Below are 14926 nucleotides of genomic sequence, written 5' to 3'. Positions count from 1 at the left end.
AATCAACAGCTCGCTGATCATTTGAATACGAGCTGTTGATGAAATTAGAAGTAGTTGTTGAAATCCGAGTTTTGGTCAATTACAATTTTTCAATGTACACATAATACGCCGGATGCACGCGTTTCATCTTATCAACCAAACGCGCTTCCATATCGTATTTTCCTGCCGGAACATTCAGTTTGAATGTGACTTCATCCTGCCCTTCTTCTATGGCAGCCTCTTTGGTTTGCCCGGCAACATATAAATGTGCCTCGGTAAAATCGTTTTTCACACTGGCGGGCGCTGCTCTGTCCAGTTCAATGCGTTCTTCCTGAGCCGGGAAGGTTGCATTAATAGCATGACCGCTTTCACGAGGGAAACGTCGCAGCGTAATCGCGTATTCGCCTCCGGTGGCAAATTCAATTTTCCAGCAACCGGCACCCTGCTCTCCTTCAATGGCGCCATTTTGATGCCACACGGCTTTGTAAGCTCCAATGATCAGGTCGTGCGACATGATTTTACTGGGGTTTTCATAGGGTGTTCCAACTTTGATGTAAGCATATTTTTCATCCACTCCTTCAGCCAGGAACGATTGCCACCAGCTTTCGTACCCTTCGGCCAGGCGTGCTGCCACTTCGGGATGTTGTTCAATCACATTGTTTTGCTGACCAATATCTTCCGTTACATAATAGAGTTGGTCGCCATTCACCAGGCGCCAATTATCATCCATTACCGTGTATTTTTTATACTTAATCAGGTTTTGCTCGCGCTGAGTATCGATGTACAAAATACGGTTCGGCCACTGCGGATTTTCCTGCGTCATCAACGGAGCCAGGCTTTTTCCGTCCAACGGTTTTACCGGATTGAAATCCAGGCCAAGCAGGTCGGCGAAAGTTGGGAGCAGATCATAACTTGCTGCCAGCTTATCAATATCTTTTCCTCCGGTAATTTCTCCGTTGGGCCAGCGAACAAAAAGCGGCACACGGTGGCCCCCTTCGAATTCGCTACCTTTACCGCCTCGCATTCCGGCATTGTAAACCGAAGCGCCAGCCGAAGTTCCGTTATCGGTGGTGAAAATCAGAATCGTATTGTCGGTCAGTCCCAGTTCATCGAGTTTGTCCTCCAGCATTTTAAAATTGTCATCAATGTTGGTGATCATCCCATAGAATCTCAGCAACCGTTCGTTCAGCCCTTCATATTCCTTCTTTCCGTGATACATGTCGTAATATTCTTTTGGAACATTGTACGGCCCGTGAGGGGCGTTGGTCGACAGGTAGCAGAAGAATGGCCGGTCCTTGTTTGTTTCAATAAAATTCAGGGCTTCGGTAAAGAAAATATCGGTGCAATAACCGTCGTATTTCGTTTCCACTCCGTTGTGCCAGTAAGTATCGTCGAAATAGTCATTCATCCAGTAATCGGGTCCCTGTCCCACACCACCGGCGGCATGGCGAACGACTTCATGAAAACCACGGTCTTCGGGACGATAGGGATAATTGTCGCCCAGGTGCCATTTTCCGTACATGGCATTCACATAGCCGTTTTGAGCCAGAACCTGAGGCAGAACAACCTCATCTTCAAACAAGATAGACCGCCCCGCGATAGTATGATACACATTTACTCGATTGCAATGACGACCACTCATGATACCACTACGGGTTGGCGCACAAGTGGTTCCAACGTGGTAATTCGTAAAGCGAACCGCATCGGTATAAAACTTGTCGATGTTGGGCGTTTTGACGTACTGGTTTCCGGTACAGCCCAAATCACCCATCCCCTGATCGTCGGTGATGATAAAAATGATGTTGGGTTTCTGTTTTGATATCACGGCATCCTTAGCCAGAAGCGAACCTGTATTTAAAAGCACAAGTACCATTAAAACAGGCAACATGAACGTTACTTTCTTCATCTCTATTTGATTTTTCAATGTTTTGTTGTTTTTAATTGATTGGGAATCCGATCCCGCCACCAGGTAGCCAGCGAAGATCCGGTAATATTCATGAGCGGCCCGAAGATGGCAGGTGCCAGTCCAACAGTAGCCACTTTGCCCATTTCGAGAGCAAGACCTGAGGCCAGTCCACCGTTTTGCATGCCCACTTCGAGGGCGATGGTTCGGCAGTCCTGTTCGCTCATTCGCAGCAACTTGCTAACGGAATAGCCCAAGGTGTACCCGAGCGCATTGTGAATAAAACAGGCCACAATGAGCAGAAGTCCGACGTCGAGCAAGCTGTCGCGCCCGGCCGCGGTAATAATGGTAATGATGACTGCAATGCCGAACATGGACAGAAATGAAAGCAGGTTTTCCAGCAGTTTTCGATCACCTTTGGCAAAAAAGTTAAACAGAACAGTAGCCAGCACCGGCAAAACGGCAAAGATCAGGAAGTCGATTAGGAAGCTGACTGCAAGACTTGCAACAGCCAGCTCTGAGGTCAGGAAACTGATCATGCTCTTCACGAAAATCATGGCCACCAGCAGCAGCAATTGAGCCAATTCGGTTCTTTTCAGCCTGAAGCCACGGCTGAACAAGTTGAAAATGAGCCCGGCACAAATTGGCAGAATCACCATATTGAAAATACCGATCATCATTTGCCAAAAGTTGATTTCGACCAGTTCGCCGGCAAATATTTTCATTAAAAAGGGCGTCATGAGCGGCGACAACAAGGTGGCAAAAGCGGTGAGTGTGACCGACAAAGCCAGGTTCGCTTTTGCGATGAACGACATGACATTGGACGCCATGCCGCTGGGCGACGAACCCACCAACACGATCCCGGCTGCAATTTCGGGCGGAAAACCGAAAAAAGTTGCCACCGATATGCCTATGACGGGCATAATGGTAAACTGACAGATGACACCGGCAATCACTCCTTTGGGCATTTTGATCACTCCGGCAAAGTCGTTCAGGCTCATTTGCGATCCCATTCCAAACATGATTAGTTGAAGCAAGGGAACGATGAGCTGCTTAAACTCGAAGCTACCGGCTTTCAGGAAGAGCTCCGGGTAATACATGGAAATGGATACGGCAGAAAGGATCATCAGTGAATAAGAAAATCCCTTCAACCTTTCGCTGCCGCGAACCCCGATAGCAAAACCTACAAAGGCGGCTACCTGCAATGGTCCGGCGAAAGCTGTACAGCCAGTAAAATAGCAAAACAGAAATGCTGCCAACGCAATGCCGGCAACAACTAAAAATCCGTTATACACTCTTTTACCCAACATACACCTTATTTTATAATTCCATCCAGGTAACCTGACTCCAGTTATCTTTCACAAAGGGTTGCGGTGCTCCTGGTGTTGACCGGCCACTTGAAATGATTTTAGAGATTTCAGCTTTTAGCTGTTCCACAATTTCCGGCTGTTCGAAATACAAGTTAGTGGTTTCGCCCGGATCATTGACAATATTGTACAGTTCAAACTCGGCATCGCCCGGATTCACTTCAACAAAAACAGGTTTTAATGAGCCGCCTGACCCCCGGAGCATATTGAGTTTCCAATCACCCTTCCGGATGGCAAAATGCCCTGTAATTGAATGATGAATTACTGCCCGTTCGGCATCGTATCCTTCGGCGTTTTTCCCGGTAATAAGCGAAAGTAAGCTATGACTGTCTTCAGCCGCATTGTCGGGGATTGATGCGCCAACAATATCGGCGATCGTTGCCAGGTAGTCCGACTGACAAACCGGGTGATTCACTGTGCTTCCGGCCGCGATGACTTTTGGCCAGCGCATCAGGAACGGGACGCGATGACCGCCCTCGTAGATGTCGCGCTTACCGCCTTTGAAGTTCATACAGCTCCAGTGGTCATAGGTATCGCGTTGATAGGTATAATTAACTTCAGCACCATTATCGGATGAGAAGATAACCAATGTATTTTCTTCGAGTCCATTTTCTTTTAAAGCATCCAAAACCTGGCCAACACGATAGTCGGTTTCCTCCATGAAATCGCCATAGTTACCACAATTGCTGCGTCCCTGAAAATCGGGGTGTGTACAGTGCGGCAAATGCGGACTGGTTAACGGCAGGTATAAAAAGAACGGTTTGCCGTTTTTAGCGTCCGCTGCAACTTCGTTGATATATTCAACGGCTTTTCCGGCAAAGGTTTCCAACACCAATTCATCGTTGAAAGAAGGAGCAACTTCAACATAACCTTTGCCGCCTTCCTGTTCGTAAGGCGGAGTCATCCGGTAGGTGCGCGGCGTAACATTCAGTTTCTTTTTTGTGAATAAAACCGGAGGATCGGTAACCATATCATTTTCGAGGTAAGTAAGCACGCCATAATTCATGGATGCGGCTATTCCGAAATAGTAGTCGAATCCGTGTTCGATTGGCCCTTGGGTAAAGGGTTTCGACCAATCGCGGTCTTTTCCATTTTCGCCCACAAACTCCATTTGCAGATGCCATTTGCCCACCATGGCCGTATTGTATCCCTGTTCTTTCAGCATGGTCGCGATTGTCATTCGTCCGGGCTCAATCAAACATGGGCCGTCAGCCTCCAAAACACTTTCTTTCAGCGACGTACGCCAACTATAACGGCCAGTAAGCAACGAATAGCGCGAAGGAGTACACACCGCGTCACTGCTATGCCCGTCGGTAAAAACAACCCCTTCGTTTACCAATCGGTCCATATTAGGAGTGCGGAATTTCGCTTCCGGATTCAAAGCGCTCACATCGCCATATCCCTGGTCGTCGGTATAAATTATAACAACATTGGGTTTTTGAACTTCAGCCTGTTTATTACTGCAGGCTCCAAACACCATACCCGGAACCAAACAAGTTCCAAAAATCAACATCCTGTTATCAATTCTATTCATTATCAGCAAATTATTTCCTCATACACTTCAACATTGCTCCACTACGAAACGTCTCTACATCACCTTCTCCACTTCAGCATAGTAGGCTCCTATTTCGGTACCATCAGCCAGGGTGAACCAGGTTTGCAAATGGGTTTCCCCCTTTTTGAGGGGAATGGTAAACTCGATATATTGCTCGTTCCCTTCAACCGTTTTTGCTTGTTCAATATCCTGAAGCTGAATACGGGCTTTTTGGATAGTCAAGGCCTTTCCAAATTTACTGGCATCGACACTCGTTCCGGGCAAAGCCGGCCGAACGGCAGCTTCAGCATTTAGAGCCAAACCTGTTTCTTTGGGCCAGCGCCGCAATTTAAAGCTGTAGGTACCACTTTCCGACACCCGAACCCTCCAAAAGCCATTATTGACCATTCCTGTTCGGATGTGGTTTTGCTGCCAGGGGGTAAACTCTTCGGAATGCCAGTCGTGACAATATAAAGTTGTTGGGTTCTCCGCTTCATGACCGATAATAAAAAACGGTTTCTCGTCGAATGTGGGCGAAATTTCGGCCCACCAGGCATCGTATTCCGCCAGAAACTTCTTCATCAATTCCGGATGCTGCTCGGCCACGTTGGTGCGTTGTTCGGGGTCGGTATCCAAATCGTACAATTCAGTCCCTTCAACCAAGCGCCAATTCTGGTGCATCAACGCAGTTCGTTTCCAAGGCACCGGATCGGTAGAAAACTGGGTATTTACAAAGATGGTCCGATCAGCAAAACCGTTGGGTTCTCCATTCATCAGCGGCACCATGCTCTGCCCGTCGAACTTCAAGTCCTGTTTTAGTTCGAGCTTACACATGTCGATCAGCGTTGGCAACACATCGTAATGAGCTGTCAGTTCGTTTATGTCTTTTCCAAGATCAATTCCGCCGTTTTTCCAGTGAATATAGAACGGAACGCGGTGTCCGCCTTCGTACATGCTGGCTTTTACCCCGCGCATGCCATCGTTGAAACCCTTCGCAACAAAACCATCCAGACGGTCGCCCTCCAATTTGTTACCGGCAGCCGATCCATTGTCAGCTGTAAAAATCAGGATCGTGTTATCCATGATTTCCTGTTCTTCCAGAAAATCGACCAGTTTCCCGAGGTTTTCGTCGATGTTGGCAATCATGCCGTAGAAAGCGGCGTTCGGGATCGAATCATTGCCTTTATAAGGGTTGGAATAGTTATCGGCAACCCAATACGGCGAGTGCGCCACATTGGTAGAGAGATAACAAAAGAATGGTTCACCCTTTTTATCGCTGATGAATTTCTTCGCGTTTTCGAACCAAACATCGTTGCAATAGCCTTGGAACTGCTCGAGTTTGCCGTTGTGCAGGTATTTATCGTCGAAGTAATCGTTATCCCAGTAATCCATGGTTTGGCCAATGCCGCCACCATTGTGTACCAGCACCTCATCGAAGCCTTTGTCTTCGGGCCGGAAAGGGTAATTATCGCCCAGGTGCCACTTACCAAAAATGGCCGTGTTGTACCCGTTTTCCTTAAAAATTTGAGGCATCGTCGTTTCCTTTTCGAGAATAAGCGAACGCCCTTTGATGGTGAAGAAAACGCCTGTCCGGTAGTTGTGGTGTCCCGTCATAATCGAAGCGCGTGTTGGCGCGCAGGTTGGACTCACATGATAGTCGGTGAAACGAGCACTTACGCGGTGCAGCTGATCGATATTGGGCGTTTTGATCCAGGGATTTCCATGAGCGGCAATGTCGCCATAACCCACATCGTCCACCATGATCATGATCACGTTTGGCTTCTGCTTTATTTCGTTTTGAACCTTAGGATTGCTACATCCTGACGCGAAAAGAGCCAGGGAAAAGATTGCAGTTCTATTGGTATTTAATTTCATCGTTTACTTCAATTGTTGCGGATTGATAATTAAGCCGATTGCTGGTTTCAGCCTAAAGGAACTAAATCCCTCTCATCGAATTTTCCACTCGTATAAACTGCCCCGAAAATGAACTGAACAAGTTGAATTTTGCGTGAAATGAAATCAACATCATCTGGGCCATCCAGAGAGTTGTCGCCCCTATTGTTTTTTCATTAGCAGAGTCAAAAAAACAAGTCAACAAACTAACTTTCAATACCGTTAACTTGAAAAAAGATCTCCTCATTGGTTCAGGTTTTAAAAAGCTGAAAATTGTTTAAATACAAGCTCAAATAAAATGTTCAATCCTTTTTATTTTGTATCTAATAGAAACATCAAACGGAAGCGGGACGAATTACCGCCATGCCAACAAAAAAAACCACAAATACCTAACTCAATGACACTTAGCACAAACGGGGAATATATGACCTGATTAAGGACACGCCTGTTTTTATATAAAGAATACGCCTTACCAAATCGCTTTCTTTTTGCCTGATCAGCTTCGGTTATGGCCTGATGATTTCCATATTTCGAATTAAACAAGCTGCATATTCACCCGCTGTACCACGAATCCTGAATGCGATATGTCCTCCGCTCCATGCATTGCCATCGCTCGTCTCCAGAATTTTTTCACCATCAATTTTAAGCCAAAGCGACGCTTTATTGCGCCCCAATTCGATGGAATAGAAGACACCCGGGTACATGATATTCTGATCGGCCGAAACCAGAGCGGGATCCTGCCCTTTGGGTACAGGATACTTTCGGATAAAAGGAGTGAAATTATGTGGTGCATTGCGAAAAGCGTAGAAATAGCTTTCAACATCGTCAATCCAAAGCTTCATCGATCCATCGTAATCGGCAGGGATGGTCAGGTTGGCATCTTCTCCCGGGTTGGAAGCAGAAAGAATGGCCACCAGCACAGTAGCGGGCGTGAGGGTCATTACTTCGTACCTCACGACGACCTCTTCACCATAGCTTTCCGGACTAACAATCATTACCCCATCGCTATACGCAGGATCTTCCTTCATAAAAAACATGTTATGGCTTTCCACCATTTTGCTTCCCTGTCCGAAAAACGACCAGGAATTCAGATCCTCAGGACTCAATTTTTCTGTTTGGGCATGCAGTGCAGTCGACAGCAGCACAGCCATGCAAATAAATAGATGTCTCATACTTCTCAGTTTAAATATCTTATTTGGTTTATATTCCATTCTGTCTGCCTCAAAAAAACTACCGCCACGTTACTGAAGTTTTCAGCAGATGAGCTTCGAAAGAAATTCAATTTTGAAATAGCCGCGAACGCTCAATGACGAGATTTATAATAAACATGGCCGGTGCAAATCACTCATATCCATGATTACACCAGCTTTTCCCGATAGAAAGCAAACGCTATTTTTTTATGACTTTGAAATTGACGACTTCATTGTTATCGCGAATAAGATTCAAAATATAAAAACCCGCGTTCAATTCGGTAACATCCAATGTATGAATATTTTCACTAACAACAGCATTTTTAACGATTGCTCCCCCATGATTATAAATTCGTACGATCGTATCTTTTCCTCCATCAATTTTTAATTTATCAAGAACGGGATTGGGATAAATCCGAATTGATGAGCGATTGATTTCGTTTTGAGATGCCGTTGAAATTCCTTTAAACTGCAACCAGTTGATGTTACATAAATAGCCGGTGGCTCCTTTAAATACGAGGTAAACGTCGTGTGTTCCCGACACATCCGAGAGTTGCGTGTTTGCGGTTTCCCAGGCTTGAAATCCACCGGTGTTAGGCACGGTAACCGTGCCAATCAGGTCGCCCGTGGGGCTGTCGATTCGGATCTCAATGGTACTTGTTGAATTTGATGTAGCCAACCGTGTGTCGACACTTTTTATTCCTGTAAAATCGATTCCCGAAAACATCAACCAATCGCCCGTCTCAATCCATCCAACGTTTAAACCACCACCTTCATCAGCCGTATTTTCAGTCTGAATGCCAAGCATATTGTTGTATTCTTCAGCTTCGATCTTTGAGAAAGGATCTATTGTTACGACGGGTACTGCTTCGTGAAACTGAAACCAGTCGATATTACATACGTTCGGACTACCGCTGGTTTGGTACACCAGGTAAACATCATGTATCCCGATAACCTCTGAGATTGATCCGTTAGCCGTTTGATAGCTGTTGTAAGAGCCGGTGTTCGGCACTATGATTTTTCCCGCCAACAGGCCGTCAACCGAGTCCAAACGGACTTCGATATACGCATCATCGTATACTGTACCAACCGAGGCATCGATACTTTCCAGCCCGGTCAGATCGAGGCCGGCATACATACTCCATTCGCCCGGCTGAATGGAACCAAGACGAGTAGCCGAAGTGCTTACCCCGGACATATCGTCAAAGTCTTCCGCTTCAATTCGTGCTGTCTGATCGGTTGATTCGACAATATTGATCTGGGAAACCTGATAATAGTAGTCGTATGCATGGATCGAATTTGCTTCTATCAGTAACTCCAGAGTACTGCCCGACAAACCCTTCCGAATGATCGACTGCCATTCAAAACCACCAGTTTTATTGGCGAGTGCAACCGGGTCACCATCATCAATTTTGTAGTACATTTTCAGGTAATTGAATGAATCCAGATTACCTACTCCTTCAATTGATGTGTAAATATTAACACTCTCTGCACAGGTAATATCAATGAGTCCCGACGACCAGTTTAACTGATCCGACACGACCGTAAAACCGGCGTGTAAAGCCGGAAGTGAGCAAGGACTCACGAAACGCTTTCCCCGCAGTTTTATCCAATCGATATTCCAGCCCGAGGAATTTGCAAGAATACGCAGCGTGTGCGTTCCTTCGGCCAAATACACAATTGAATCTGTACTCACGGTGATCCATGTTCCGGCAGCTCCGGAGGCCACAAAACTTATTTCCCTTGTATCGTCACCGTCGATCACAGCCGAAAAGCTACCAGCTGTTTCACTGGCAATCCCATAGTCGATGGTGTAGATAGCTGAGAAAGGAACCTCCAGCTCATATTCCACCCAATCGCCGGCTTCAATAGCCGAAACAATACTGCCACCGCTTGAGCTCTCCGCAAGCTGGGTTTCTACACCACTCATTTGTTGATACGATTCCGCTTCGAATACAAAGCTATCCTGAACTGAAACCGTAATTATTTGTGTGCTTTGCTGTCCGCAGTCGTTTGTAACGCTAACGACATAGTCTCCGCTATCTTCAAGTTGAATGTCTCCCAACTCAATTTCCCGTTGGCCGGATGCGAATCCGTTTGGTCCGGTCCAGTTCCACACACCTCCGACAGAAGGCTCCGGCTTTATCAGCAGTGTATTTCCCTTGAAAAGATTGATAGAAGTTGACTCCGAGCTGCCAACCAAATTTCCCATTGGATTGACAATTTCATACTTTGGCTTAATCTCCAGAGCTGCGCATTCCAGGGTCAAGTCCAACCAATTTATATTCCAGCCCGAGCTGTTGGAGTTAAGTTTCACCTTTTGGGTTCCTTTGGTTAGAACGACCGGGCTGGCCGATGAAACGCTTGTCCACGTTTGAGCTCCTCCTGTGGATGAAAAAGTTACAGTTTCGAGCGTTTCTCCGTCAACAGTCACATTAAAACTGCCATTGGCCGATTCGCTGGCCACCCGATAGGTAATTTGGTAAGTACCAGTAAAAGGGACGTCAATATCGTACTCCATCCAGTCACCCGAATCAATTGAAGTCACATTTTCGCCTGCACCTTCATCGGTAGTCGTTTCGGTAGAAACACCACTCGCGTTGCTATAATTTTCAGCCTCGTATTTTCCGGCAGAGACCGCAATATGAGAGAAGTTGTTGTTCGTTCCGAAATCAGTCACCATGCCCCCGGATACTCCGGAGTTATCGTTGGTCAGGTCGTTTAATACAATGGGGAAATTGGTGTAGTTGTACAGGGTAATGTTTTTGGCTAAATAATTTTCAGTCGTCGCCAGGTCGGAGATTATTCGCCTATCGCCCCCAAATTCAATTTTTAACTCCTGATCGGGATTGGTAACTTGTGATTTTAAGGTGATGTTATGCCCGCTCCCAGTGATATATGCACAGTACTTATCACCATTGAAGGTTTCCCCTTCGTGAGGCAAAATAGTTATTTCGGCGGTAATGTTTTTGTCGCTTTCATAGTCAACCCCAAATGCTGGACCGTACTGAACATCCGAATAACAATCAACGATCGTACCCGAACCAATGGCATATCCTCTTTCAGTTCCTATTGTGGTACATCCCGACACGTATTTAGTGCCGGTAGCATGAGTCAGGGTAACTCCGGTACGCAAGTTCTTAATGTAATTGTTTATGATCGTAGGATTATCAGTTCCTCGTGAATACTCGACTCCATCGATGACTGTATTCCCGGCATTATAAGCGCGAATACCACCTTCTCCCAGACTTTTCATAAAACCGGGAGGCAGACGGTAGCCCCAAACGGTGTAGAAATCGATCAGGTCGGCCGCCGAACCGGTTCCTTCTTCAGCCAACATATCGTCAGTCGATCGCACTTCGCCAACAATATAACACCCCTCAATTTTTGGATAACTGGCTGCCTGCATAAACATAGCATGACCATATGAGTAGTGAAAAATAGTGTCGTTTAAGGCATGATTGCGTAAGCCGCGTACCAAAAAAGCACTATGCTTATAATGCTTGATGGTATAAGTTCCGCCTTTACCGAAGCAGTCGCCGTAGCCATAAGGGAACGAACCTCTGGTGGTAATATGAAAACCCTCAATGCGGTTTTCACGACCATCCATCACCACATTCAGGCAACCATACTTTGGATAGTCGTGCACCGAGCCAACATCTTCCATCGTCAGGTTCTTCAGTACGTTGTTATTCCCAACAACCTGAATTTGAAAAAAGTCTCCGGCATCGGAAGGAATGGCATTGAAAACTGCCGTTTCAATATTGATTTTAACCCCTGTAAAATCATAGGTACTGTTACTCCCTTCTACCAGCAGCAAAACATAAGTCTTGTTGCCATTTATGGTCGTAAAATCGGAAAATGTACCATTGGTAATGTCACTGGCCGTAATTGAATACGTTCCGGGAGCCAACTTCACGGATACATTGTCATCGTCGAGATATGGAAGTAACTCAGGGAGTGAGTTTACAGTGATTTGAGCATACGAGTATAAGCCACTAAAAACAAATACTGCTGCGAGTACAATAATCAGTTTCACTGAATGAAGTGATTTTTCCATCATTTATTAGGTTTAGTTATTGATCGTTTGCATCTAAAAAAGTTCAGTCGATTTTTGACTAGCTTTCAAAACTTATTGCGTTTCATTGTTCGTTTTGACGTTTACGGGTAAACATGTTCGTGCCAACCGTATTATTCAGGCACACAAGTTCCGACAAAGGAAATTTCGCCAATCGACGCTGCATTGCGGGTGTAGCCCGTAAGTCCCAGCAGTTTGAAATAACGAGCTTTCACCTTGCCGACTGAGAACGTCTGGATGTCTTCTGCATCTTTGAAAGTTCCCACTAAAAGTGGCTTTCCCCAGCTTTCGCCATCAGTTGATACAAACAACTGAAAATCTTTGATGCGCGGATGCGATGACCCCTGACGGGGAGTATATTCAAATGAATGAAGGATATAATCTTCGCCCATATCAACCACAACTTCATGCGGGAAAGCTGGCTCCATTGGTTCGAACTGTGTATGCCAAAACGTCTGTGGATCGTTGTCGATGGCCTTCTCAGCGGTATAGTCGGGCGCCGCCTCACTATCGAACGATACGATTTTCCAATTGCCATTATTGAGCAACTTTGGAATATTGCAATCGGCCGGATCGGGTAAATCCATCACAATCATTTTCTGATAGCGCCACACACTAATGGTTTTATATATCTTTTCGCCGGCTAGACGAGACATAAAGTCGTTGATGTTTTTAACTTCCTCATCGTCCATTTTAAGTACCACATCATCTTCCTGTAACTTCACCACCGAAAAAATTCCTTTGGTAAGACCTTTTTCTATTTTGGCACCATTATAATCGGGCAAACCGGCCGCTGATTTTTCACCATCGTTAACAATGTTCTTAATCACACCACCCATGTACTCAACTCCGGGAATCACCTCATCTGCTGTTAGTTCGACTGCAGGTATCTCGGGAGTTTTAGCAATAGCTTTTAAGGATGGTTTTTGTACCCCAAACTGATCCATTGGGAAATTAACCCAGCCAATTTTATTTGCCAAACAGGTATCGGCCACCGTAAAATCGCCATTGACCGGATCAACGAACAAGGGATCGCCATAAATACTATTTGGATCGGTATGATAGGACGTTTGGATTTTAGTAAGTGCCTCCTTTTGAAAAAACAAATTTGAATCCAGCAAAGACCCCCAGTGGCGCATTCCAATTGGAATATACCCATGTGTGCAGATGTTGCTTTTAATGGTGTCGCCACTGTTAGTGAGCCACACATGCAGGTTCATCGAGTTGTTGATACATACATTATTGTAGACGGTTCTGAGCATTCCGTCGCGCAGTTTGATACCACCGCTTAAACACACATTATTGTAGATCTCGTAGCAGGCAGATCCGTCGTCCAGGTCGATATCCCAGCCATGATCGCATCGGAAGCGGTTATTTCTGATAATGTTCTTATCGAGCATGTCGAGCCATACCAGGTCGTACCCATGCCTGGCCACTCTGTCGCCGGCTGCACCCCGGTTTTTGGTGTAGTAACGGTCGCGCCCCCAACTGTTGAATGCACCGTGATCGTGGGTTTCCTGTACGGTTAGAAAAACATCGTTGTATTCCAGGATATTTCCACCCCATTTCCCTTCACTGATGTTTATTCCGGCGCGTGGAACATCGTAAATACTATTCCGGCTTACAGTGATATAGGCTGCCAGGCTGATGTGAACACCGGCTGTTTGTTTTTCAACGGTACCGATATTGTGAATCAGGTTATTATCAACCTTGCAATACTGCGGATAGTTGTTGTTTTTGGGTCCACGTGTGAAAATAAGATCTTCCAATTCGGGAGCATTTCCGATGTCGTAATTTTCGTGCCATGCAGTGTTGATGTCGCCCACAAAGCAAACACCGCTTCCTCCCACATCGAAAATATGGCATCCTTCAACCGAACTGTTTTTATTATAATGGTTGAAGAAAACGGCATTCCCCCCCAGGTCGCTCAACTCACAATCTTTAATGGCACAATTCTCAGTTCCTTCAAAATGCACCACCCCGCCCCTGTAGATGGTCCAATCGCTGCGCAATAAACGATCGGCGGTTTTCATAAATGTGCGAATTGTTCGTTTCAGTGTCAGCCCTTCAATTGAAAGGTACTGGACAGGTTTTTCCACGCTGCCGGCAAAAACAAACAATTGTTCCAACGCAGCCACTTCAACTTCGGCCTTATTTAAATCGACACCTTTTTCAGGATAGAAATAAAGTTCGAACGTATGGCGGTTTAAGTACCACTCGTTCAAGGTGTCGAGTTCTTCAAAAATATTTTCAACAAAGCGATACTCGGCATGTTTGCTGCTGCCACGATTGTTTTGTGTTCCACCTTCCAGCAGCACTTCATTTTCGTTTTTCTTACCGGTAATTTGATAATGTACTCCTCCCCAGAGAGCGTTGTGCATGGCATGAAAATATCCGTAGGTTGGATCATTCCAGGTAGCCACCCGTTCTTTCGACAAGCAATCGGAAGCAATACCATTAAAGGCAGGAGCATCTTCGGTATAGTTTGGATAGCGGGCAAGCACTTGCTGCTTTCCGTTAATAAACAAGGTTTCGAATACCAGGCCTTCAGGCACTTTGCTTTTGTAGATATTGTCGTCGCATTTTTCCCATTTCAATCCCTTCAGTTTTACTCCACCCAAAATCAACGGTTCTTCGTTTTTGTAGGCTTTGTAGGCAATTGGCGCTTCTTTGCAACCGCTATCATCAGCTGTAAAAACAATGGGCTCTGACAAGTAATATTTTCCACCTTTAAGATACACTGTAACCTCATCGGCCGGATTAGCCTTTTTATACTCCCTTACTTTCAGTTGGGCAAACGCGATTGTGGCAAAAGGCTTTTCAAGCGTCCCGACACTGTTGTCGCTCCCCGAGGGCGAAACATAAAAATCCTTCGCAGAACCGGCCAGGCAACACAACGTAAGCGCAAGTAGTAGCGGAATGTAAAGTTTAAACATTCCCAAATTGTAATTCCTTTTCATAATGGTTTATTTAGTCGCTGGT

The 14926-nt window shown here is 45.7% G+C and carries 7 protein-coding genes; all 7 read right to left on the bottom strand.

Going from position 1 to position 14926, the window contains the following annotated elements; translation table 11 throughout:
- Nucleotides 1–79: 79 nt before the first annotated feature.
- Nucleotides 80–1885 (bottom strand): arylsulfatase, encoded by a 1806-nt coding sequence (locus ABZD21_RS03555; RefSeq protein ID WP_372772951.1) that lies wholly within the window; start codon nucleotides 1883–1885, stop codon nucleotides 80–82.
- Nucleotides 1886–1899: 14 nt separating this feature from the next.
- Entirely contained in the window at nucleotides 1900–3192 is a 1293-nt protein-coding gene (locus ABZD21_RS03550) for a bile acid:sodium symporter family protein (RefSeq protein WP_372772950.1), read from the bottom strand.
- Nucleotides 3193–3202: 10 nt separating this feature from the next.
- Nucleotides 3203–4783, bottom strand: a complete 1581-nt coding sequence (locus ABZD21_RS03545) for an arylsulfatase (protein ID WP_372772949.1) — start codon at nucleotides 4781–4783, stop codon at nucleotides 3203–3205.
- Nucleotides 4784–4837: 54 nt separating this feature from the next.
- Entirely contained in the window at nucleotides 4838–6658 is a 1821-nt protein-coding gene (locus ABZD21_RS03540; RefSeq protein ID WP_372772948.1) for an arylsulfatase, read from the bottom strand.
- A 524-nt stretch (nucleotides 6659–7182) separates the two neighbouring features.
- Nucleotides 7183–7848 carry a hypothetical protein gene (locus tag ABZD21_RS03535; protein WP_372772947.1) on the bottom strand — a complete coding sequence of 222 codons (666 nt, stop codon included), beginning with the start codon at nucleotides 7846–7848 and terminating at the stop codon, nucleotides 7183–7185.
- Nucleotides 7849–8065: 217 nt separating this feature from the next.
- Nucleotides 8066–11929: a carbohydrate-binding protein gene (locus tag ABZD21_RS03530; protein ID WP_372772946.1), complete on the bottom strand. Its 3864-nt coding sequence runs from the start codon at nucleotides 11927–11929 to the stop codon at nucleotides 8066–8068.
- Between the two features lie 128 nt (nucleotides 11930–12057).
- Nucleotides 12058–14904 carry a discoidin domain-containing protein gene (locus tag ABZD21_RS03525; protein ID WP_372772945.1) on the bottom strand — a complete coding sequence of 949 codons (2847 nt, stop codon included), beginning with the start codon at nucleotides 14902–14904 and terminating at the stop codon, nucleotides 12058–12060.
- Nucleotides 14905–14926 lie beyond the last annotated feature (22 nt).

Source organism: Mangrovibacterium sp. (assembly GCF_041596335.1).
GTDB lineage: Bacteria > Bacteroidota > Bacteroidia > Bacteroidales > Prolixibacteraceae > Mangrovibacterium.
This window is presented reverse-complemented; position numbering and strand designations above follow the sequence as displayed.